Genomic DNA, 22329 nt, shown 5'->3' on the forward strand with positions numbered 1-22329 from the left:
ATACGTCAGAAAAATCAAAAAAGCCCTCATCTCCTAAAGAGACGAGGACTTGTGCTCGCGGTACCACTCTTGTTGTTAAACCGAAAGGGTTTAACCACCTTGATACGATAACGGTGTAAGCCGGGGCTTCCTACAATATTTCATTTCGGAAGACCATCTCCTGGGTCCGTTTCACCGCCGACTTTGTACCGGTTTCCACTCTTCCGGCTCGCTTGGACTAAAGTCAAGTGCAGTTACTCTCCCAATCAACGAAAATCAACATGTTCAAGTTTTTCATATTATTAACCATTCTATTTAGAAAATCAACCCTAAAATTATGAAACCTTCTCTGCAAAGACTCGCAGGCGCCTGTAATCTCCATAAAATGCATCCTCATGCCAAAGCGTCGCCTGGGCAGCTTGGCTGATGCGGGCAATTGCTGCGTCCTTCTCTTCAGCCGAGAATCCAGCGAAGAAACGATCGCCAAAATGCAGCAGCCAATACTTCACGCCATCCTTGCCCTCAGGCAGCTTCGTGGGACGGTCGAAGTGATGGGCGATATGCACCCGGAACCCATAGGATTCAAGCAAGGTCGTATACTGGCCCAAGCTGGGAAAATACCACGGATTTCGGGTGTCGGCATCCATTCCATAATGGTCGGCGAACACCGTTTTCAAGGCTTGGTAAATTCCGTCGATATTCCCCTTGCCTCCAAACTCCGCCACGAATCGGCCACCGGGCTTGAGTGCGCCATAGATGGAGCGTACCACACCACCAGCATCCTTCATCCAATGCAGGGCGGCATTGGAGAAGACGGCATCATACGGCGTTTCGGTTTCGAAGTTCTCGCCGTCTCCGGTCAGAAACGAAAGCCCGGGGTATTTGCTTTTGGCGCGCTCAATCATTTCGGCCGAATCATCCATGCCGGTTACGTATGCACCCGAAGCGGATATTTCATATGCCAAATCACCGGTCCCGCAGCCCAAGTCGAGAATTCGTTCTCCGGGTTGAGGCGCAAGAAGCTCTACGACTCCTTTTCCATAAGCCGAGACAAACGATAACTGCCGATCATAATCGTAAGCTTTCCATACTTGCTCTGACATAACAACACCCCTTCACCCATGAATTATCCTCATTGTGACATGTTTAACTTATAATTAGAAATATATAAATGCGATAATATTGATAGGTTTCAGCAATAAACGAACGAACAAAAAGCCGCTGAGCAGCGGTTTTATGTAGAAGCTTATTTAACGGCAACCAGAAGAGCGCCAACGGCAATGAGTGCAACGCCGGCTGCGTTAATCCAGGATATCTTTTCACCAAGAAACACAATGGCCAGAATGACCGCGATGACCACGCTCAATTTATCGATAGGTCCTACCTGCGATACTTTGCCGTATTTCAATGCAAGAAAATAAAACAGCCAGGACAATGCCCCCGCAATGCCGCTGAGCACAATGAAGCTTAATGCTTTCTTCTGAACCAGAATGTCACCGAGTTCCGAGAATTTGCCCTGAACCCCCACGACTCCCAGCAGAAACAGGGCCATAATGACAGAGCGGATGGCCGTTGCCGAATTGGCATCGATGTTTTGCAGGCCTATTTTTCCGAAAATGGCGACAAGAGCTGCCGTGACCGCCGACAGCAATGCGTATACAAGCCATAACGGCATGTTGTTCTCTCCTTCCTGACAAAGATAAAGTCTCTGATTAATGTACCGGATTCCACTATAATAGTATAGAGCGATTTACACAATATCATGAATATCGATGAGATCGAATGATTTGGAAGGGACTGGATGAAGCATGATGTTACATATAGCGCCTTATGCAGAAGAGTATCATGATCGGCTGGTGGAAATCTGGCTTCGTGCCGTATCCCAAACGCATGATTTCCTGACGGAGGAAGATATCCGGTTTTATTATGAGATGATGCAAAACGGAGCGCTGAGAGCCGTAGAGATCTGGGTCTGCTTGAATACCCAACAGGAACCGATTGGATTTATGGGGCTGGATGGCGCCAAAATCGAAATGCTGTTTGTGGATCCCCTCCATCACGGCTTAGGCACGGGAACGAAACTGATCCGGCATGCCGAACAGCTAAAGGGGTGGAGGCTGCAAGTCGATGTGAATGAACAGAACCCCATGGCTCATGCTTTTTATAAAAAATACGGCTTCGTGCAAATCGGCCGCTCCGAGCTGGACGGCTCCGGGAAGCCGTTTCCCCTTATTCACATGGAATTACAGTAAGGTCATGGATCATTTTTTTAGATTATCGAATTTTTAAGTTTTCAGCGCAGCTGAACCCAAGCGATAATTGCAAGAAGAGCATCCTTTATGTGCGGTCTGTCTTCTGTGGACGTGATCGATAGACGTTTTTCTTATACATTCCGATGAAGAAAGAGGTGCATCTAAACTGGAGGAATTCATGAAGTTTTTTCCGAGTAATCTGTCGTTTCGTTATCCGTGGCGCTCCTATCAGAAAAGGGTGCTTCATGGGCTGGAGCATCATCTGAAGAATCGGCATCTGCATTTGGTGGCGCCGCCGGGTTCGGGGAAGACCGTTCTTGGACTGGAAATCATGCTGCGCATTAACCGGCCGACGATCATCCTGGCCCCCACACTCACCATCAAGCAGCAATGGGCGAGCCGATTCGTGGAATTATTCCTAGACGATCAAGAACAGCCCGAATGGATCTCTACCTCGCTCAAGCGACCGGCATTGGTAACGATTACGACCTATCAAGCCCTTCATAGCCTGCTTAGTACTGCTGGGGAGCAAACCTCTGTGAGGAAGAAAGGCACGGCGGAGATAGAGCATGCGCATCAGGTTGAAGATGAGAACAACAGGGATCCCGAAATGGTCATGGAAGCTTCTGAGGCGGAGGTGATAGATAGCGAGGATGATATCACGAACGGTACAGAGGCTCAAGAAACCTTGGAGTTGTTGAAGCGACGGGGCTATCATACAGTCATTTTTGACGAGGCGCATCATCTCCGGATGTCTTGGTGGCAAAGTGCTATGCAGCTGTGCGAAATGTTGGGCCAGCCGACGAAGATTGCCCTTACTGCCACACCGCCATATGATGTTAATCCAAGGGAAAGGCAGCGGTATATCGAGCTTTGCGGTCCCATCGACGAAGAGATTAGCGTCCCGGAGCTGGTCCGTCATGGTGAGTTGTGCCCGCATCAGGATTACATAAGTTTGACCACGCCTACTCAAGAGGAGGCAGCTAAACTCCGGGAGTTTCGGCTGCAGGCAGCGCAGGTTAAGGACGAGCTGGTCCGGGATAAGTTCCTGGCGGATTTGATTGTCAATCATCCTTGGATTGGGCAATCCGAGACGTATACCGAAGAAATATTATCCTCGCCCGAGTATTACTCCAGCATGGTGCTGTATCTGCGTGCCGCCAATCAGCCTATCTGGAAGGAAGCGGTGAAGCTGCTCGGAATGAAGGAGAAGGAAACGCCCGATTTTTCGGAAGAGTGGTTGGAGGAACTGCTTAGCGGCATGCTGTATAAAGATCCGCATATGGATCGTGAGCTGCCGGAGTTAAAGGGTTTGCAGAAGAGGCTCAGCCGAATGGGCATGATTGAACGCCGGAGGGTTTATATGCGTTCTACGCCGGCATTTGACAAAATGCTGGTTCAGAGCGTTTCGAAATTGCACGGCATCGGCCGTATTCTTGATTTCGAGCGTTCCATGCTGGGGGAGAACTTGCGGATGGTGATTTTGACCGATTATATCCGTAAGGAGGACCTGCCGAAGGATGCAGCTGACGAGAAGCCGCTTCATCGACTCGGCGTTGTCCCTATTTTCGAGTTAATTAGAAGGCAGCAACCTGAGAAAAACAGTTCGCAGAGCGAGCATGAACTGCCTATCGGAATTCTGACAGGCTCTTTTGTTGTGCTGCCGGCAAAGGCTATTCCTACAGCTAGGGTTTGTGCCGATCGGCGAGGTCTTCACTTATCGGAGCGCCCCCTTGTGCATGACAGCCGCTATGTAACGATTGATGTACGTGATTCGAATCGCTCGGCTATCGTCGCAATCATAACGGAAGTGTTCTCGGAGGGAGAAATCCGGGTGCTGGTTGGTACGGCGGCTCTTCTGGGTGAGGGGTGGGATGCCCCCGGAATCAATTCCTTGGTCATGGCCTCATATGTCGGTTCGTTCATGCTGTCCAATCAGATGAGAGGGCGGGCGATTCGCGCGCAGCGCGGGAATCCCGATAAGACCGGAGCGATCTGGCATCTGGCCTGCATAGATACAGCCAAGAGCGACGGCGGCGAAGATTTGGGCTCGCTTGCCCGAAGATTTCGATCTCTCGTAGGTTTATCGATCTCGCACCAGACCATAGAGTCGGGCTTGGAGCGCATGGGCCTTGATCTTCGAAAAAGGCATACCGCAGATAGCATTAAGAATTATAACCGCGACACATTGGAGCGTGCGATGCAGCGGCATCTTCTGAAGGGGCGTTGGGATTCGGCGATTGCCCTTCACAGCTCCATGACGGAAGAACTGACGGCGGATCGAGAGAGCATCCCTAGGCCTGTCGTGTTTTCTCATACGGTGAAAGCCGTACTCCTATTCGCCGTTGGTCTGGGATTGGGCGCCTTCAGCGAGACGTTAACGTCTCCGCGTTTGTTCCAATCGGACGCGCCGGCCTGGTTCATTATACTAATCCCGGTTGCCGTTGCCTTACTCGTATCAAGTCCATGGGTATATAAAGCTATCAAAATGCTGGCGCGGCATCAGTCGCTGGAGCGAAGTATCCGTGAGGTTGGTCTCGTCGTTTATACGGCTCTGTTCGATATGAAGCTGGTCGAATCTGTGCCAAGTATTCATCGATTGAAAGCGGAGGAAGAGGGAGGAACCGTCACATGTTGGCTGAGGGACGGAACCACTCAGGAAAAAACACTCTTTTTGGATTCGCTGCAGCAGGTGCTGGACCCGATCGATAACCCGCGTTATCTTCTATACCGTGAATCGCGAAGCTGGTTTGTGAAGAAACGGGATTACCATGCCGTGCCGGAGGAAATCGGTCGGCGAAAAGAACACGCGGAACGGTTTGCCCAGCTGTGGCGCAAGCATATCGGTCCTGCCGAACTGGTCTATACTCGCACGCCCGAAGGAAGGAAAATACTTCTGACCGCGCGAGCGAGAGCATTGTCTTCCATTTTCGTGAAAAAATCGGAGCGGGTCAGTGCTTGGCGATAGGCAGGACTGTTTGTAGAAGCTACAGAGCAAGTGGCGGGTATGCGTTGTTTTAACGGACTCAGGGGCCGTTATTTGCTTGGAAAACGCTCTTACAGGTTTGGTAACGGACCTGAAGTCCGTTATTTATGAAAAATGAGGGTAATTTGCCTATGAAATAGCTAAATAACGGCTGTGGTGTCCGTTAAATTCTAAATAGGGCCGTTTTATCAGAAATAACGAACCTACGGTCCGTTAGAGTTTGTGTTCTGTGGGGGATGTTTTGGAACCGAATATGGAGTTCATATGCCCATTGTGACCCAGAATGGATGCGGCCTTTCAGGCCGACTGCGATGTAGTCCTCTCGAAGGTTATGCTCCGACGTCCCCCTACCAGGGGTTCTCATCCTCACGGACATAAAAAAACACCGTCATATGACGGTGTCAGGCTGTTGAGAAACCCCCTGTTTTTTGCAGGGGGTTAAAATTTGCCTTAATAGTCTCAAAACTAGGGGTCTCAGATCGTTTTAAATCGATTTTTGGTTTAAAAGATGAGCCTCCCCATATAAAAAATAAAGTGTCGAAAAGTCCTCTGGACTTTCTCGACACTCTGACACCGTCATATGACGGTGTCTTATTTTACGTCCCAGAAGGGATACGGCCCTTTGGGCCGACTGCGATGTATTCCTCCCGAAGGTTATGCTCCGACGAACCCAATTATGGGTTCATCACCCTTCTGGAATACGCAAAGAAGCCGCCAACTATAAGTAGTGGCGGCTTCCTCTTTTACGTCCCAGAAGGGATTCGAACCCCTGACCGACGGCTTAGAAGGCCGTTGCTCTATCCAGCTGAGCTACTGGGACATAGAAATTTTTCAAGCAAAAAATATATTATCACATACGTCGGAAAAATTCAATCTTTATTTTAAGTTGCAAAGATTATTGGTTCTGTAAGATTATGAGTGCAGCATATCGGGTTATATTGATAAAATATACGCTGGAATATATAAAAACAGTCGTCAGCTTGTTGCCGGATGTGGCAACGCACGAGGGACGATGGCCTTTTTTTTAACTTGGCATTACATATGCTATAATCAACGAATACGAAAAACAGGACTAGAAAGGAGGTGTCCTTATCAAGGACTCTTACTCCCAAGAACCAGAGGATAAGAACATCATCCTGTTTCCGAAGACGCTGGATTATTACCAGATTCAGCTTACGGTTATGCTCGAGAATGAACGTTACGGTGAAGCGATGGAGGTTCTGCGCTTTCTGCTCAAATGCGGCGGACAGAATGAACGGCATTATGAAGAGTGGAATTCGCTCCTCGACTGGCTTGAAGCTGCATTTCCGGAACAGGCTGTACCCCGTTCAGTTAACGAAGCAGAGCCCGAGGAGGATGATCCGGACGAAGCGGACATGGCGAGGCAGATGGTTAGGGACAAAGTTGCCCAGGATGCCGGATATGCCGACAAGCTGCTGGCTTCGGTCATGAATGGACCGCTGACGGAGCAGACCATTTTGGCGCTGGAACAGCTTGCTTATTTGGACCGTCCGGAGATCGACGCTATTTTGGTCGAGTGGCTGCATGATACGCCGCTTCATCCGCTGCTGCAATTTCGGGTGCTGCAAACGCTCCGGAGAAGAGGGATGGAAGGGCATGTGAGCCTTCATCGCGGGCAGGAAGCCGTCGAGATTGAGATCGAAACGGTTCCCCTGGACCCGGGAGGTTTCCCGGACGCCATTACGAAAATTTTGGAGCGCGTTGCCGATCAGACTGAGGTTCATGAACCGACACTGTTTTATTTTGCACAGGAATTATGGTCTCAGTTCATCATGGCGATTTACGGCACCGAAGATTACCATTCCATGCTGGATGAAAAAGAATCCACGCTTGACATATGGGCGGCTGCGCTGCATGACATTGTCTCGGAGAGTCTGAAAGGGTTTCGCAATGAGGAGGAAATCCGTCCGCTCTACGGCATAACGGACACCATGAGGTTCCGCTATGAGGGAGCCTACCGATCTCTCAAGCAATTTGTCGCAGCTGGCGTGGAAGATTAGCCAGAGTTGGAAAACGTTTACGGTATCGTAGCATAAGGGTTCGCCCTTGAAAAAGAATTTAATGTTGTTTATACTATAGTGGTTATTCGGTACGTGATACATTATTGCGTCGACCACGTGAATTATTTTGGAGGGGAAAGCATAAATGAAAGCAACTTGGGAAAAAATAGAGAAGAACCTTGGCGTTCTTGACGTTGAGGTTGATGCGGAGCGCGTTGCATCCGCCCTCGACAAAGCTTTTAATAAAGTAGCTAAAAAAGCAAATGTACCTGGATTCCGTAAAGGTAAAGTACCTCGCTCGATCTTCGAAGCTCGCTTTGGCGTTGAGAGCTTGTACCAGGATGCAATCGACATCCTTCTCCCGGAAGTATACAGCGAAGCTGTAGAACAAGCGGATATCTTCCCTGTAGATCGTCCGGAAGTGGACATCGAGCAGTTCGCTAAAGGCGAAACTTTCAAGTTCAAAGCAAGAGTAACTGTGAAACCAGAAGTTAAACTTGGCGAATACAAAGGTATCGAAGTTGCTGCAGTAGCTGCTGAAGTTTCCGACGAGGAACTGAGCGAAGAGCTTGAGCGTCTGCAACAACGTCATGCTGAGCTTACCGTTATTGACGAAGGTGCTTCCCAGTCTGGCGATATCGTTGTGATCGACTTTGACGGTTCCGTTGACGGCGTTCCTTTCGAAGGCGGACAAGCTGAGCGTTATTCCCTTGAGCTTGGAAGCAACACGTTCATTCCAGGCTTTGAAGACCAAGTGATCGGAATGGCTACTGGTGACTTCAAAGACGTGGAAGTGACATTCCCTGAAACTTACCATGCTGAAGAATTGGCTAACAAACAAGCCGTCTTCAAAGTGAAAGTTCACGAAATCAAACGCAAGCAGCTTCCTGAGCTGGATGATGAATTCGCTAAAGACGTAAGTGAATTCGATACGCTTGACGAGTACAAGGAAGATCTGAAGAAACAATTGCTGACTCGCAAAGAGCAAGAAGCACAAGGCGTTCGTGAGAACGAAGCCGTTGAAAAAGCAGCAGCTAACGCTGAAGTTGAAATTCCTGATGCTATGATTCAATCCGAAGTTCAAAACATGATGCGCGATTTCGACAACCGTCTTCGCCAGCAAGGCATGAACCTGGAAATGTTCCTTAGCTTCTCCGGCCAAACGAATGCCGATCTGGAAGGCCAAATGAAAGACGATGCTGCAAAACGCGTTCGCAACAACCTTGTGCTCGAGCAAATCGCAAAAGAAGAAAAACTCGAAGTATCTGAAGAGGAAATCAACAAAGAGCTGGAGAACATGGCTGACACGTACAAACGTCCTGCTGATGAAATCCGCAGCATCCTGGGTGCTAACGGTTCCCTTGACAGCCTTCGTGAAGAACTGCTTCTTCGCAAAACAATCGACTTCTTGTTGGAAAACAGCGTAGAAGGCGCTCCTGTTGAGAAAAAAGAAGCAACTGAAGAATAATAAATAGGCAGCTGCGAAAGGCTGCCCTCACATTAGATAAGGCACGTACATTTCATGCGTGCCTTATTTTTAACTAAGAATAGCCAATTTACTACTAATTGTGACATGAATTGGTTATTAATTTCGACATACATAATGAGACAAGTTGGCAGGATATAATTCTTGGCAAGTTCATAGAATGTAAGCAGGGTTAAAAAATGACATCGTGCTTTGAACATGTTAGAATAACTTTTGTAACGCTGTAGTATATTTTTCAAGGAAAAGAGGTTGGTCGCATGAGTCTTGTACCTATGGTTGTGGAACAAACCAGTCGAGGCGAAAGATCTTACGATATCTACTCAAGATTACTGAAGGATCGCATAATATTCCTCAGCAGTGCGATCGATGACGATGTTGCCAATCTTGTCATTGCCCAGCTTCTGTTTCTAGCTGCGGAAGATCCGGAAAAAGACATCTCTTTGTACATCAATTCCCCTGGCGGTTCGGTTACAGCCGGGATGGGTATATATGATACGATGCAGTTGATCAAGCCTGATGTGTCCACGATTTGCGTGGGCATGGCTGCCAGCATGGGCTCGCTGTTGCTTACTGCGGGAGCGCCAGGAAAACGCTATGCTCTCGAGAACAGTGAAGTGATGATTCATCAGCCGCTCGGAGGTATTCAAGGTCAGGCATCCGATATCCAGATCCATGCAGATTGGATCATCAAGACCAGACATAAGCTGAATCAAATCTATGTGGAGCGCACGGGTCAGCCCCTTGAAAAAATCGAACGCGATACAGACCGCGACTTTTTCATGAGCGCGGAGGAAGCGAAGGCGTACGGTATTATTGATGATGTTCTGTCTTCACCGACCAAATCTTAAGGGGTGGTAATAGCATGTTTAAATTTAACGATGACAAAGGGCAGCTGAAATGCTCCTTCTGCGGTAAATCGCAGGAGCAGGTCCGCAAGCTGGTTGCGGGGCCCGGTGTTTATATATGTGACGAGTGCATTGACTTGTGTTCAGAGATCGTTGAGGAAGAACTCGGCCATGAGGAAGAAGTGGATCTGAAGGATATTCCGAAACCGCGCGACATTCGTGACATTCTGGATCAATATGTAATCGGTCAGGATCAAGCGAAGAAATCCCTTTCCGTTGCCGTTTATAACCACTATAAACGTATCAACACCCAGAGCAAGATTGAGGATGTTGAATTGCAAAAGAGTAATATTTTGCTGCTCGGACCTACAGGTTCCGGTAAAACTTTGCTCGCGCAAACCATGGCCAAAATTCTCAACGTGCCGTTTGCTATTGCCGATGCAACTTCACTGACCGAAGCTGGTTACGTGGGTGAGGATGTTGAGAACATTCTGCTGAAGCTGATTCAAGCAGCGGATTATGATGTGGAAAAAGCGGAACGCGGCATTATCTATATTGATGAGATCGATAAAGTGGCTCGTAAATCGGAGAATCCGTCCATTACTCGTGACGTTTCCGGCGAAGGGGTTCAGCAGGCGCTGCTGAAAATTCTTGAAGGCACTGTTGCTTCCGTGCCTCCGCAAGGTGGACGCAAGCATCCGCATCAGGAATTCATCCAGATCGATACGACGAACATCCTGTTTATTTGCGGCGGAGCATTTGACGGATTGGAACAGTACATTAAACGCCGGATCGGTAAAAAGGTGATCGGTTTTAATGCATCCGGAGAAAACCAGAAGGATCTTAAGCCAGGTGAATACCTGACGATGGTTCTGCCGGAAGATCTGTTGAAATTCGGCTTGATTCCGGAGTTCGTTGGTCGTCTGCCAGTTGTGTCTACGCTCGAACCGCTGGATGAGGCAACATTGGTACGGATTCTGTCCGAGCCGAAAAACGCGCTGACAAAGCAGTACCAAAAGCTGCTTGAATTTGACAACGTAAACCTCAAATTTGAGCCAGGCGCGCTAGAAGCGATTGCCCGCGAAGCCATTAAGCGCAATACCGGTGCACGCGGACTGCGTTCCATCATTGAAAGCATCATGCTGGACGTGATGTACGAAGTGCCGTCAAGAGATGACATTAAGGATTGCGTCATTACGGAGCAGGTCGTTCGTGATAAAGTGATTCCTGAACTGCAAGCCAAAAGTAACGAAGACGACAAGAAACAAGAAGAAAGCGCCTAATGTCTTTACCGCATTAGACGTGGAATAAATCTACGCTGATTCTCCACTTCCAGTTATACCCAGTCGGGTTTGGCTGGAGTGGAGCTTTGGCGTTATATGGGAGAGATCGTACCATGTTTTTGAGACAAGACACACGGCCCGTCAAGGTGGGGAATCTCACCATTGGGGGAAAGAACGAAGTCATTATTCAAAGCATGTGCACCACCAAAACAGCAGATGTGGAGGCGACCGTTGCCGAGATACTCCGTCTGGAAGAAGCGGGATGCCAGATCGTTCGGGTGACGGTGAACAATGAGGAAGCAGCTGCGGCCATTAAGGAAATCAAGAAACGCATTCATATTCCGCTTGTGGCGGATATTCATTTTAACTACAAGCTTGCCCTGATGGCGATCGAGAACGGTATCGATAAAGTCCGGATCAATCCGGGAAACATCGGTAAGCGTGAAAAGGTCGAAGCTGTCGTGAAAGCATGCAAAGAGAAGGGGATTCCGATTCGGATCGGGGTTAACGCCGGTTCCCTGGAGAATCATCTCCTTGAAAAATACGGGTACCCGACACCGGAAGCCATGGTGGAAAGCGCCTTGTATCATATCGGGATCCTGGAAGAACTGGATTTCCATGATATCATCGTTTCGCTTAAAGCTTCTGATGTACCGATGGCGATTGCAGCTTACACGAAGGCCGCGGAAGTAATACCATACCCGCTTCACCTGGGCATTACCGAAGCGGGCACCCTGTTCTCGGGTACCGTCAAGAGTGCCGCCGGTCTTGGGGCACTGTTGTCCCTAGGCATCGGCAGCACGATGCGTATTTCCTTGAGTGCCGATCCGGTCGAAGAGATCAAGGTGGGCCGGGAGCTTCTAAAATCCTTCGGTCTGATCTCGGATGCCGCAACTTTGGTATCATGCCCGACTTGCGGACGGCTGGATATCGATTTGTTCTCCATCGCCAATGAGGTGGAGGAGTACATCTCAAAGATCAAAGTGCCGATCAAGGTTTCCGTTCTGGGCTGTGCCGTAAACGGTCCCGGTGAGGCCAGAGAAGCCGACATCGGGATTGCCGGCGCTCGTGGTGAAGGTTTGCTTTTCCGTTACGGAGAGATGATCCGCAAAGTTCCGGAAGCCACCATGGTGGAAGAGCTTAAGAAAGAAATCGATCATATCGTGAAGGTGTACGAGGAAACGGGCGAAATCCCGGGCCGCAAGCACAAATCCACGGTCTAAGCTTGATAACTAAGTTATTGTATAATCGCTTATATCAAAACGGCAGTCTCATTGAATCCTGAGACCGCCGTTTTTCTGTTTTATAAGGGTTTAAGGAAGTGAGGAATATTCTTAAATTTCTTACAACCGTCTAAAGAGTAGGATGACAATCAGGACAAGTAACTCTTTTATTTTTTGATACACGGTAAGACGTTGCAGGAGTCCGTTTCAATGTATTATACAGTAACTATACCTTGCTCTTGATCGAGCTTCTGATAAATGAAGCTCATGCTCTACCCACTCCCCACCCCCACGATGAAGAAGGATGCCATGCGCCGCACCAGCGGAGCGGACGAATCGGTTCCGGAGAAGCGGATGCGTTCGGCTAAAAGTTTTCCGCCGGAAAACTCGCCTCGAAAGCATAAGCTGTTTCCGAATTTCTACATTTGTAACGTCATTCATGAAATTCGGAAACAACAGCGATCGGAGGAACGATACGTACGCGGAGCGTCTCACTGAAGCGTCTCATAGCGTCTCCCGTCTACTTTTTGATACTTTTGCGGCTTCGTCAGCGCATCCTGATTCAATCATCCCCTCTTTTACAATTTGTTCCCCCTCCAGCGTTTTACCATCCAAGGAATCGGCAATACTACCATGTATTAACGTTTGGATAAAGACATAATGGAGTACAGGAGGAATGACTTGTGAATTTAAGTATCGTGATTATGCTGGTGCAGCTGTTTTTTGCGGTCATCATCGGCATTTATTTTTGGAATTTATTGCGCGGGCAGAAGACAAGCAAAACAGCGGTGGATCGGGAATCGCGCAAGGAGCTCGATAAACTCCGCAAACTCCGGTCGATATCGCTAACGAAACCGCTCGCTGAGAAAACAAGGCCGCAAACGATGGATGACATCGTGGGTCAAAAGGACGGCTTGCGCGCTTTAAAGGCAGCCTTATGCAGCGCAAATCCCCAGCATGTGATTGTATATGGACCGCCGGGAGTCGGGAAGACGGCTGCCGCCCGCGTGGTGATGGAGGAAGCCAAGAAGAATCCGCAATCTCCGTTTAAATATGACGCGAAATTCACAGAGATTGATGCCACGACGGCCCGCTTCGATGAGCGCGGGATTGCCGACCCGCTCATCGGATCTGTTCATGATCCGATTTATCAAGGTGCCGGAGCCATGGGGGTTGCAGGCATTCCTCAGCCCAAGCCGGGAGCGGTGACCAAGGCCCATGGCGGGATCCTGTTTATTGATGAAATTGGGGAATTGCATCCGATTCAGATGAATAAGCTTTTAAAAGTACTGGAGGACCGCAAGGTGCTGCTCGAAAGTGCATATTATAATTCTGAGGATGCCAATACACCTGCCTATATACACGATATTTTTCAAAATGGCCTTCCGGCAGACTTCCGTCTGGTGGGTGCTACGACACGTTCGCCTGAAGAGATTGCTCCTGCGCTTCGTTCACGCTGCATGGAGATTTTTTTCCGTCCGCTTTTGCCTGAAGAGATTGGGAGGATTGCAGAGGATGCCATTCAGAAAATTGGTTTGAATGCTGCGCCGGAAGCGGTTGAAGTTGTGAAGCAGTACTGTTCTAACGGGCGGGAAGCGGTCAATATGATTCAATTGGCTGCCGGTCTTGCATTGACGGAGAAACGAGATTCGCTGCGGGCCGCGGATGTGGAATGGGTAGCGAGCAGCAGCCAGCTTCAGCCAAGGCCCGACCGGAAAATACCGGAGAAGCCTCAGATTGGCGTAGTCAACGGATTGGCTGTATATGGCCCGAATATGGGGGCACTGCTTGAAATTGAAGTATCTGCGGTTCCTGTTGAGAAGGGCCGGGGTACCTACAATATCACCGGGGTTGTGGATGAAGAGGAATTTGGCGGAGGTTCACGCAAGCTGCGCCGCAAGAGTATGGCCAAAGGCTCGATCGAGAATGTCCTAACCGTGCTGGGTTCGATGGGCTTTACGCCGAAAAACTATGACTTGCATATCAATTTCCCTGGAGGAACGCCGATTGACGGCCCTTCCGCAGGTATTGCGATGGCTACTGCGATCGTATCAGCCATGAAAGGAATTGAAGTCGATAACAAAGTCGCCATGACCGGCGAGATGAGCATTCATGGAAAAGTAAAACCGATAGGCGGGGTCATCGCTAAAGTGGAGGCGGCATTCCAAGCAGGCGCGACCCGCGTGATCATCCCTAAAGACAACTGGCAGACGCTGTTCCAGGATTTGAGCGGCGGTTTGAGGGTAATTCCGGTCGAATCGGTGGATGAAGTATTCGGCCATATTTTTGGCGGAACGTTCGCTCCGGAGGTTGTACAGCTCCCTGCAAACGAGGTGTTTCCATCCTCTTCGGCTTCATTGCTGCAGGCGACGCCTCCGCGTAACGGTAAAATAACGGACGCCGGAGGATGTTAAGTTTCGTATGGTTGGTTTTTTATACGCAGATTTGATAAAATAGGAATAGTGTCAACATTGAGAGCCATTGGAGGTGCGAAAGCGATGGGACCCAGTAAATCCAAAGGTCGTCGTTTTCCTTTACTGCCTTTGAGAGGTCTTTTGGTCTATCCAAGCATGGTGCTTCACTTGGATGTAGGCCGGGAGAAGTCGGTAAAGGCTTTAGAAAAGGCGATGGTTGAAGACAATTTGATTCTCCTATGTTCTCAATCGGAAGTGAACATTGAAGAACCGACGCAGGATGATATTTTTCGGATTGGCACAGTTGCGAATGTACGCCAGATGCTTAAGCTTCCCAACGGTACCATACGTGTGCTAGTGGAGGGTATGGAACGGGCGGAAGTTATTGAATATACGGATCAAGAGGAATACTATGAGGTCATTGCTCGGGAACTTCCCGAAGAAGAGAACCATGACCCCGAAGTTTCCGCATTAATGCGAACCGTACTGTCTCAGTTTGAGAATTATATCAATCTCTCGAAGAAGGTGACACCAGAGACACTGGCGGCCGTTTCCGATATTGATGAGCCGGGTCGACTGGCAGACGTCATCACGAGTCATTTGTCACTGAAGATCAAGGATAAGCAAGAAATTCTCGAAACAATTGATGTTCGCAAACGGCTCGAGAAACTTCTAGATATACTGAATAACGAGCGTGAAGTGCTGGAGCTGGAGCGTAAGATCAACCAGCGAGTCAAGAAGCAAATGGAGAAGACCCAGAAGGAATACTATTTGCGCGAACAGATGAAGGCCATTCAGAAAGAGCTTGGCGACAAGGAAGGCCGTGCCGGGGAAGTAGAGGAACTCCGAAGTCAGCTTCAGGAGCTTGAGCTGCCCGAGCGCGTACACGAAAAGGTAGAGAAGGAAATCGACCGACTCGAGAAAATGCCGGCGAGCTCTGCTGAGGGCGGCGTGATTCGGAACTATGTCGATTGGCTGTTGGCGTTGCCTTGGACCAACAAGACCGAGGATGATTTGGACATCATCAAAGCGGAGCAAGTGCTGGACGAGGACCATTACGGTCTCGAGAAGCCGAAGGAGCGCGTGCTGGAATATCTGGCGGTGCAAAAGCTGGTGAAGAAGATGAAAGGGCCTATTCTATGTCTGGTGGGTCCTCCGGGGGTCGGTAAAACATCACTTGCCCGGTCCATCGCCCGCTCTCTGGAGCGCAAGTTCGTTCGCATTTCGTTAGGCGGGGTAAGAGACGAGGCGGAAATTCGCGGCCACCGGCGTACTTATGTAGGGGCCATGCCGGGACGCATCATTCAAGGCATGAAAACGGCGGGGTCGATGAATCCTGTGTTCCTGCTGGATGAAATCGATAAGATGGCGTCCGACTTCCGCGGCGACCCGTCTTCCGCCCTGCTTGAGGTACTTGACCCTGAGCAAAACAATACGTTCAGCGATCATTTCGTGGAAATTCCTTTTGATCTGTCCAACGTCATGTTTGTCACGACGGCAAACGTGCTTCACAACATTCCAAGACCGCTCCTGGACCGGATGGAAGTGCTGTACATTCCAGGATATACGGAGCTGGAGAAACTGCAGATCGCCAATCGTTATTTGCTGCCCAAGCAGAAGAGTGAACATGGGCTGACGCCGGAGCAGTTGATTCTGGACGAGGAAGCGCTTATGAAGGTGATCCGGGAGTATACCCGTGAATCCGGGGTGCGGAATCTGGAGCAGCAAGTGGCTGCGTTGTGCCGCAAAGCCGCCAAACAGATCGTCACCAATCAATCGGAATCCATTGAGATTAAGGCTGACGATATTAAGGAATATCTCGGTATTCCGAAGTTTCGCTATGGCATGGCCGAGCTTGAAGATCAAGTGGGCACGGTAACAGGGCTTGCATGGACGGAAGTGGGCGGCGAGACACTGACCATTGAGGTAACCGTGGTGCCTGGTACCGGCAAGCTGACCTTGACGGGTAAGCTTGGCGATGTGATGAAGGAATCGGCTCAAGCCGCTTTCAGTTTTACCCGATCAAAAGCGGTAGAACTGGGCATTGATCCGGATTTCCACGAGAAGCTGGATGTCCATATCCATATCCCGGAGGGAGCCATTCCGAAGGATGGCCCTTCAGCCGGCATTACGATTGCGACGGCTCTTATCTCATCTTTAACCAAACGGCATGTAGCCCGTGATGTGGCCATGACGGGGGAAATTACACTTCGGGGACGCGTTCTTCCGATTGGTGGCTTGAAAGAGAAATCCCTGGCAGCCCACCGTGCCGGCTACAAAAAAATATTACTCCCTAAGGATAACGAACGTGACTTGCGTGATATCCCTGACAGCGTGAAGAACGACGTTGAGTTCGTTCCGGTATCCCATATGGATCAGGTTCTGGAGCATGCGCTCGTTGAACAAGCGGGAGTGCACTAGAGAGGAAAGTCTAAATTATGAAAGTTACGAAAGCTCAGTTTGTCATCAGTGCTGTCGTACCTGCTCAATATCCTGAAGACGCCTTGCCGGAAATTGCTCTGGCAGGGCGTTCCAATGTGGGCAAGTCATCACTGATTAACCGTATGATATCCCGTAAGAACCTGGCCCGTACCAGTGCAACACCGGGGAAAACCCAGCAGCTCAACTATTATCGGGTGAACGACGACCTGTATCTGGTCGATTTTCCCGGCTATGGTTATGCGAAGGTATCCAAGACCCAGCGTGCGGCATTTGGCGAAATGATTGAGAGATATTTGCTCAGCCGGGAAGAACTGAAGCTTGTATTATTGATTGTGGACATGCGTCACCCGCCCTCAAAAGACGATATTAGCATGTATGAATGGCTGCAGCATTATAACCGGCCGGTATGCGTGGTCGCGACCAAGGCGGACAAGATTCCGAAAACACGCCGTGCGAAGCATGTAAAGATTGTGAAGGATACACTTGGCTTCAAACCCTATCATTCTTTTGTCATGTTTTCATCCGAACTCGGTTTGGGTAAAGATGAGTTATGGGCCATCATGGAGTCCCACATGGGGACAAAGGATGACGAGGAAGAGACATATTTGGATTCGGAAACGGAAGGCAATGAGCAATCCTGATCCGGTTGATTTCTTGATGTTTTTTTCGAGGGTAATATAGGGAATCGGTGTATTCTTTACAGGAAAGTGAGCATCTTGAGGGAAATATCGCTCTGATTCCGGCTAATTCCGTTTTTTTATGAAATATGATGGATATTCTCGTTCGAACAGCAGGAAAGACCGCTCGGATCTGCTGTATAATGGTAGTAAGTTAAAAGAATTGAGGGAGATTTTTATGGCTCAGCGGTTAGCCACAGAATATGTTAATGCCACAATGCAAATGACGGATATTCAAATGGATCAATTTCTGCAATATACCCAAGCTTTCCGGGTTACTAACCGGGTAAAAGTCATGGATAGCGGAGAGCAGGAGTTTGTGCTCGAAGATGAAAGCGGGGAAGAAGTTCATTTGCCCTTTGAACGCAAGAATGGCTTGTACGTCTGTGAGCTGTCGTGCCGATTGGTTACTCCCCATCTGACAAATGCCGTACGCAAACTGTTTGCGGCTTTTAAGGGATCAGGTAAAGTGAATCGGATTTATCGCGGCTTTACGATGAGCTACGACTACCACGCGGGAACGGTGCACAGAATTACGCAAGTCGCCGGGAACGACAGCATTGTCATTTATGAGTACAAGAATACGGCAGGAGAGCTGCAGCGACTCTTCAACAGCAATGAAGCAGAGAAAGAGATCGAATCCATCCAGCACCATATTAACGTGCTTCTGGACCAGCGGATTGCAGCAGGGAATGATAAACTTATTACGAAGACGATAGATGAGCGGCTGCGACTGTTTAATCAACGCCTATTCGTGCTAGAAGCCTAAGGAGGCTGCCCTGTAACAGGGCGGCTTTTTTTATTATTGGATTCATGACACCAAGTAGTTCAGACGCACATATATTGAGCTGTAAAATATTTATGGGTTATTTTCGAAAAAGGTGTTGCATTTAAGCGTCATAGATGTTATTTTTAATCTCGTTGAAAAGAATATAGGAACCAGGATTCACTCAGGACATGTAATGTTGCGAGAGATTATTCCCTCGGGAAGTGAATGACGTAGGTCCTAGCGGATGAAATTTTCAAACATTTTATTCCTAGGAAGGGGGAACCCGGAAGATGGAATACTCAACTTTCGGAAGACACGTTGCTGTTGATACTTGGGGAGTCGATTTTGAACTATTGAACAGTGCAGAATTTTTACAAGCTCAGATGGTGGAAGCCGCTGAAGCATGTGGAGCAACGGTATTGTCCGTCCAATCCAAGCAGTTTGAACCACAAGGTGCGACTGTGCTGGTGTTGCTGTCGGAAAGCCATCTCTCGATTCACACATACCCTGAGAGAGGTTTTGCTGCGATTGACTGTTATACCTGCGGGGAGACAGTAGATCCGCAGTTGGCTATTGACTATCTGGTATCCGCTTTGAAACCTGAAAAATGCTATGTCAAGAAGCTTGTGCGCGGACTCGGCGAAATGACCGTGGAAACGCCTGAGATGAAACAGGCTGAACTCGTTTAATCCAGCCTTCTAAAAAATGCGTATACTGATAACCATGGATTTTTCCATGGTTATTTATTTTGAGAACATGAGAAGATCGGCGGAATTCCAGGCAGACGTTCTCTGAAATGAGATTTCGTAGTAAATAACACGTATATCTAAGCTGTTCTATATCCACAATAGTAAGGTGCGATCAAACAGGTAGAAAGCTTCATGAATGGAACGAAGAAGTATGGGGATTTCATAAACATTTCATAAAATAGACAAGGCTGTTCAGCATACTGTGATATAATGAACAAGGTCAAGGAAGTCCGTTGTGAACGGCAAAACTACTCGGAGAAATAGGCAGGTGAACATGCAATGCACATCGTCGTTGTTGGGTTGAACTATCGCACGGCGCCTGTGGAAGTCAGAGAACGCTTTACATTCTCGGAAGAAGACATGCCCAAGGCGTTAGAGCAGCTTAATTCGACCAAGAGCGTATTGGAGGGCGTCATTGTCGCTACCTGCAACCGAACTGAGATTTATGTTGTGGTAGACCGCCTTCATATGTGCGGCTACTTTATCCGCAGTTTTATGGAACAGTGGTTCGGCATTAATCGTGAAGAATTTACACAGCACCTCTATATATATGAAGATGAACAAGCGATTTCCCATCTGTTTAAGGTTACCTGCGGTTTGGATTCCATGGTCATTGGAGAGACGCAGATCCTGGGGCAGGTGCGCAATGCTTTTTTGACGTCGCAGCAGCAGAATGCCACGGGTACTTGGTTCAATATGTTGTTTAAGCAAGCCGTTACGCTCGGCAAGCGGGCTCATTCGGAGACATCGATCGGAGAGAGCGCCGTCTCTGTCAGCTATGCAGCGGTGGAACTGGGTAAACGGATTTTCGGGGCATTTAACGATAAAAAAGTGATGATACTTGGTGCAGGCAAGATGAGCGAACTTACCGTGAAGCATCTTTATGCCAACGGTGCCGCTGAAGTAATTGTGGCCAACCGTACGCTTAGCCGTGCTGAGGAACTTGCAAGCAAATTCAAAGGGACGCCATGCACCATTGCCGAAGCCAAGAATTTGCTGAATGACGTGGATATCATTATCAGCTCCACAGGCTCGAATGAATATGTTCTGAATGCGGAGCGGGTAAAAGAGAGCATGAAGAAACGCCAGTCCCGCCCGTTGTTCATGATTGATATTGCTGTGCCACGGGACATTGATCCGGCGGTTGGGGAAGTTTCCAATGTGTTCCTGTACGATATTGATGATCTGGAAGGCATTGTAGAGACCAATATGGAAATGCGCCGGGCAGAAGCAGCGAAGATTGAAGTGATGATTCAAGAGGAGATGGATGCATTCCACACATGGCTGAAGACGCTCGGTGTCAGACCGGCGATTCGGGCCTTGCAGGAAAAGTCGAATGCCATTCATGAAGAAACGATGGAAAGCTTGTTCAACAAGCTTCCGGAACTGGATGAACGCCAGCGAAAAGTCATCCGTCGTTTGACCAAGAGCATCGTTAATCAGATGATGCATGATCCCATTAACCGGATTAAGGAAATGACGGGCGGCAAGCAGGGCGGTGAAGCACTGGATTATTTTTCACAAATCTTTGCGCTGGAAAGCTTGATCCATGAGAATGAGCAGGAAGCCCGCAGCCGCAACAAGAAAGCAACTGCACCCGTTAAAGCTGAACGGCCGAAGAATGCTGTAGATCAGCAGGCAGAAGAGAAACCGCTTAAGGTGTCTCTGGCCCCAGCTACCCTTTGAGGAGGGTGAGTACAACCCATGCTGTTAAACTTAATTTATATCACCGGCATTTGTATCTATGCCCTGAGCCTTCTGTTTTATATCTCGGATTGCGTTTCACGCAATTCGGTGGCGAAGCGGATAGGCACAGGGCTTCTTGTTATTACTGCACTGTTACAATTCACCGGAATCGGCATCAGAGCGATGGAAGGCGGACATTTCCACTTTCCGGTATTTACGCTGTTTGACTTCCTGTTCCTGCTGGCGTTCTGCATATCGATCACATCGATTGCCCTGGCATATATGAAGCGGTCGGAATTTGCCGTCCTGCTCATAAACCTCGTCGGGTTTAGCGTCATGCTGGTCAATCGTTTATGGTTCACGGCAGGAGACAATGCATTGCACAGCTGGGAGACGGAACATCGTCTCTTGCTTATTCATATTGCCCTGGCGAGTATCAGCTTCGCCGCTTTGACTGTCGGGGCCGTGTTTGCGGCGATTTATATGTTCCTGCACCGGAAACTGAAGCACAAGCAATGGAATGATACGATGCGCAGGCTGCCAAGTCTGGAGAAGCTGGATGTTTATTCTTATAAAGCGCTGATGGCCGGGACGATTATTCTGGTCATGTCGCTCATCTTGGCCGTGATGTCGGTGGCCATGGCTGGACGATGGACCCTGTTTTTGGACATCAAAGTCATGTCTACAATGACGGCGCTTGCGATGTATTTGGTTTATTTCATCAAACGTCGCTTGTGGAGAAGGTCCGGCAGGGAAGCGGCCATATGGGCTTTAATCGGGTATGGGTTCATTATTTTGAATTTCTTTCTCAATACGTGGTCCGCTTTCCATAGTTGGTCAGGAGTGTGATGGCAAAAATGGCGTATGATGATCATTATGTACCCGTTATGCTGAACTGCAGGGGACGTTTATGCTTGATTGTCGGCGGCGGCAAGGTGGCGGAACGTAAAGCCGTCACCCTGCTGAATGCCGGAGCAAGCGTACATATTGTAAGTCCCTTATTACGAAGCGAGAAACTTCAACGTTTAGAGAGCGAGAAGACTCTTCGATGGACGAAGCGGAAGTATCAATCAGACGATCTGATAGGCGCGTTTATGGTCCATGCGGCAACGGATGACAGCAAGCTGAATCTGCAAATAGCGGAGGATGCCGATCGTCTTGGCGTACTGGTGAACGTGGCCAGCAACGGCGAGGCCGGAACGTTTATCAATCCGACGGTACTGCGACGGGGAAGGCTTACGCTGGCTGTATCCACATCAGGAGCAGGGCCGATGGCCGCACGCGCGATACGCGACGAGCTCGAAGTCCAGTTCGGGTCTGAGTATGAGGACTATTTGGATTTTTTATATAGGATGCGTTCGATGATCAGGGAAGAGGTGGAGTCCGCTGACGCACGCAGGCGGCTTTTGCACAAGGCATATCGCATGGATATGCTCGGAGAGATTCGCCGCGGAGCTTATGTGCCCTGGAGTGAGGACAAGATCAAGCAGTGGATTGCGAATAATCAGGAGGAATGA

General features: G+C 49.0%; 18 protein-coding genes, 1 tRNA gene and 1 other annotated feature. Of the genes, 16 read left to right on the forward strand and 3 right to left on the reverse strand.

Going from position 1 to position 22329, the window contains the following annotated elements; genetic code table 11:
- Positions 1-34 precede the first annotated feature (34 nt).
- Positions 35-258: a binding site (T-box leader), on the reverse strand.
- Positions 259-314: 56 nt separating this feature from the next.
- Together ACQKPA_RS18065 and ACQKPA_RS18070 are read right to left on the reverse strand one after the other, a co-directional pair.
- Positions 315-1082 (reverse strand): class I SAM-dependent methyltransferase, encoded by a 768-nt coding sequence (locus ACQKPA_RS18065; protein ID WP_427493937.1) that lies wholly within the window; start codon positions 1080-1082, stop codon positions 315-317.
- A gap of 143 nt (positions 1083-1225) precedes the next feature.
- On the reverse strand, positions 1226-1654 hold the full coding sequence (locus tag ACQKPA_RS18070; RefSeq protein WP_427493938.1) for an EamA family transporter: 429 nt from the start codon (positions 1652-1654) through the stop codon (positions 1226-1228).
- A 133-nt stretch (positions 1655-1787) separates the two neighbouring features.
- Between ACQKPA_RS18070 and ACQKPA_RS18075 the strand changes: the two genes are divergently transcribed.
- Positions 1788-2231, forward strand: coding sequence for an acetyltransferase (locus tag ACQKPA_RS18075; RefSeq protein WP_427493939.1), 444 nt, complete (start codon positions 1788-1790; stop codon positions 2229-2231).
- A gap of 178 nt (positions 2232-2409) precedes the next feature.
- Positions 2410-5199 carry a DEAD/DEAH box helicase family protein gene (locus ACQKPA_RS18080; protein ID WP_427493940.1) on the forward strand — a complete coding sequence of 930 codons (2790 nt, stop codon included), beginning with the start codon at positions 2410-2412 and terminating at the stop codon, positions 5197-5199.
- Between the two features lie 764 nt (positions 5200-5963).
- Here the strand turns inward: ACQKPA_RS18080 and ACQKPA_RS18085 are convergent.
- A tRNA-Arg gene (locus ACQKPA_RS18085) sits at positions 5964-6037 on the reverse strand.
- A gap of 361 nt (positions 6038-6398) precedes the next feature.
- Here ACQKPA_RS18085 and ACQKPA_RS18090 point away from each other — a divergent pair.
- From ACQKPA_RS18090 to ACQKPA_RS18155, 14 genes are all read left to right on the forward strand, one after another.
- Complete coding sequence (locus ACQKPA_RS18090) at positions 6399-7238, forward strand: hypothetical protein (protein ID WP_427493941.1); 840 nt, start codon at positions 6399-6401, stop codon at positions 7236-7238.
- Positions 7239-7383: 145 nt separating this feature from the next.
- Entirely contained in the window at positions 7384-8706 is a 1323-nt protein-coding gene (gene tig, locus ACQKPA_RS18095; protein WP_427493942.1) for a trigger factor, read from the forward strand.
- A gap of 275 nt (positions 8707-8981) precedes the next feature.
- The gene (clpP, locus tag ACQKPA_RS18100) at positions 8982-9572 is read left to right on the forward strand and encodes an ATP-dependent Clp endopeptidase proteolytic subunit ClpP (protein WP_006208779.1); all 591 of its coding nucleotides are present in this window, start codon (positions 8982-8984) and stop codon (positions 9570-9572) included.
- 14 nt (positions 9573-9586) lie between these two features.
- Positions 9587-10852 (forward strand): ATP-dependent protease ATP-binding subunit ClpX, encoded by a 1266-nt coding sequence (clpX, locus tag ACQKPA_RS18105; protein WP_427493943.1) that lies wholly within the window; start codon positions 9587-9589, stop codon positions 10850-10852.
- Between the two features lie 113 nt (positions 10853-10965).
- Positions 10966-12075 carry a flavodoxin-dependent (E)-4-hydroxy-3-methylbut-2-enyl-diphosphate synthase gene (gene ispG / locus ACQKPA_RS18110; protein WP_009590416.1) on the forward strand — a complete coding sequence of 370 codons (1110 nt, stop codon included), beginning with the start codon at positions 10966-10968 and terminating at the stop codon, positions 12073-12075.
- A 309-nt stretch (positions 12076-12384) separates the two neighbouring features.
- Positions 12385-12573 (forward strand): hypothetical protein, encoded by a 189-nt coding sequence (locus ACQKPA_RS18115; protein WP_427493944.1) that lies wholly within the window; start codon positions 12385-12387, stop codon positions 12571-12573.
- A 206-nt stretch (positions 12574-12779) separates the two neighbouring features.
- Positions 12780-14489, forward strand: coding sequence for an ATP-dependent protease LonB (gene lonB, locus ACQKPA_RS18120; RefSeq protein ID WP_426204310.1), 1710 nt, complete (start codon positions 12780-12782; stop codon positions 14487-14489).
- Between the two features lie 84 nt (positions 14490-14573).
- The gene (gene lon, locus ACQKPA_RS18125) at positions 14574-16910 is read left to right on the forward strand and encodes an endopeptidase La (protein WP_427493945.1); all 2337 of its coding nucleotides are present in this window, start codon (positions 14574-14576) and stop codon (positions 16908-16910) included.
- A 17-nt stretch (positions 16911-16927) separates the two neighbouring features.
- Positions 16928-17572, forward strand: a complete 645-nt coding sequence (gene yihA / locus ACQKPA_RS18130; protein ID WP_427493946.1) for a ribosome biogenesis GTP-binding protein YihA/YsxC — start codon at positions 16928-16930, stop codon at positions 17570-17572.
- A 214-nt stretch (positions 17573-17786) separates the two neighbouring features.
- Complete coding sequence (locus ACQKPA_RS18135; RefSeq protein ID WP_427493947.1) at positions 17787-18377, forward strand: non-ribosomal peptide synthetase module; 591 nt, start codon at positions 17787-17789, stop codon at positions 18375-18377.
- 290 nt (positions 18378-18667) lie between these two features.
- Entirely contained in the window at positions 18668-19066 is a 399-nt protein-coding gene (speD, locus tag ACQKPA_RS18140) for an adenosylmethionine decarboxylase (protein WP_427493948.1), read from the forward strand.
- Positions 19067-19405: 339 nt separating this feature from the next.
- On the forward strand, positions 19406-20812 hold the full coding sequence (hemA, locus tag ACQKPA_RS18145) for a glutamyl-tRNA reductase (protein ID WP_427493949.1): 1407 nt from the start codon (positions 19406-19408) through the stop codon (positions 20810-20812).
- Positions 20813-20830: 18 nt separating this feature from the next.
- Entirely contained in the window at positions 20831-21661 is an 831-nt protein-coding gene (gene ccsA, locus ACQKPA_RS18150; protein ID WP_427493950.1) for a cytochrome c biogenesis protein CcsA, read from the forward strand.
- Positions 21662-21669: 8 nt separating this feature from the next.
- Positions 21670-22329, forward strand: coding sequence for a precorrin-2 dehydrogenase/sirohydrochlorin ferrochelatase family protein (locus ACQKPA_RS18155; protein ID WP_427493951.1), 660 nt, complete (start codon positions 21670-21672; stop codon positions 22327-22329).

Source organism: Paenibacillus sp. NPDC093718 (assembly GCF_050279985.1).
Lineage (GTDB): Bacteria > Bacillota > Bacilli > Paenibacillales > Paenibacillaceae > Paenibacillus_AQ.

Bases quoted from the DNA above. Each gene is read 5' to 3' on its own strand.
- lonB (WP_426204310.1), top strand. From the start codon at position 12,780: ATGCTGGTGCAGCTGTTTTTTGCGGTCATCATCGGCATTTATTTTTGG.
- ispG (WP_009590416.1), top strand. From the start codon at position 10,966: ATGTTTTTGAGACAAGACACACGGCCCGTCAAGGTGGGGAATCTCACC.
- ACQKPA_RS18065 (WP_427493937.1), bottom strand. From the start codon at position 1,082: ATGTCAGAGCAAGTATGGAAAGCTTACGATTATGATCGGCAGTTATCG.
- ACQKPA_RS18135 (WP_427493947.1), top strand. From the start codon at position 17,787: ATGGCTCAGCGGTTAGCCACAGAATATGTTAATGCCACAATGCAAATG.
- ACQKPA_RS18155 (WP_427493951.1), top strand. From the start codon at position 21,670: ATGGCGTATGATGATCATTATGTACCCGTTATGCTGAACTGCAGGGGA.
- speD (WP_427493948.1), top strand. From the start codon at position 18,668: ATGGAATACTCAACTTTCGGAAGACACGTTGCTGTTGATACTTGGGGA.
- clpX (WP_427493943.1), top strand. From the start codon at position 9,587: ATGTTTAAATTTAACGATGACAAAGGGCAGCTGAAATGCTCCTTCTGC.
- yihA (WP_427493946.1), top strand. From the start codon at position 16,928: ATGAAAGTTACGAAAGCTCAGTTTGTCATCAGTGCTGTCGTACCTGCT.
- tig (WP_427493942.1), top strand. From the start codon at position 7,384: ATGAAAGCAACTTGGGAAAAAATAGAGAAGAACCTTGGCGTTCTTGAC.
- ACQKPA_RS18070 (WP_427493938.1), bottom strand. From the start codon at position 1,654: ATGCCGTTATGGCTTGTATACGCATTGCTGTCGGCGGTCACGGCAGCT.
- ACQKPA_RS18080 (WP_427493940.1), top strand. From the start codon at position 2,410: ATGAAGTTTTTTCCGAGTAATCTGTCGTTTCGTTATCCGTGGCGCTCC.
- clpP (WP_006208779.1), top strand. From the start codon at position 8,982: ATGAGTCTTGTACCTATGGTTGTGGAACAAACCAGTCGAGGCGAAAGA.
- lon (WP_427493945.1), top strand. From the start codon at position 14,574: ATGGGACCCAGTAAATCCAAAGGTCGTCGTTTTCCTTTACTGCCTTTG.
- ccsA (WP_427493950.1), top strand. From the start codon at position 20,831: ATGCTGTTAAACTTAATTTATATCACCGGCATTTGTATCTATGCCCTG.
- ACQKPA_RS18075 (WP_427493939.1), top strand. From the start codon at position 1,788: ATGATGTTACATATAGCGCCTTATGCAGAAGAGTATCATGATCGGCTG.
- ACQKPA_RS18090 (WP_427493941.1), top strand. From the start codon at position 6,399: ATGCTCGAGAATGAACGTTACGGTGAAGCGATGGAGGTTCTGCGCTTT.
- hemA (WP_427493949.1), top strand. From the start codon at position 19,406: ATGCACATCGTCGTTGTTGGGTTGAACTATCGCACGGCGCCTGTGGAA.
- ACQKPA_RS18115 (WP_427493944.1), top strand. From the start codon at position 12,385: ATGCGCCGCACCAGCGGAGCGGACGAATCGGTTCCGGAGAAGCGGATG.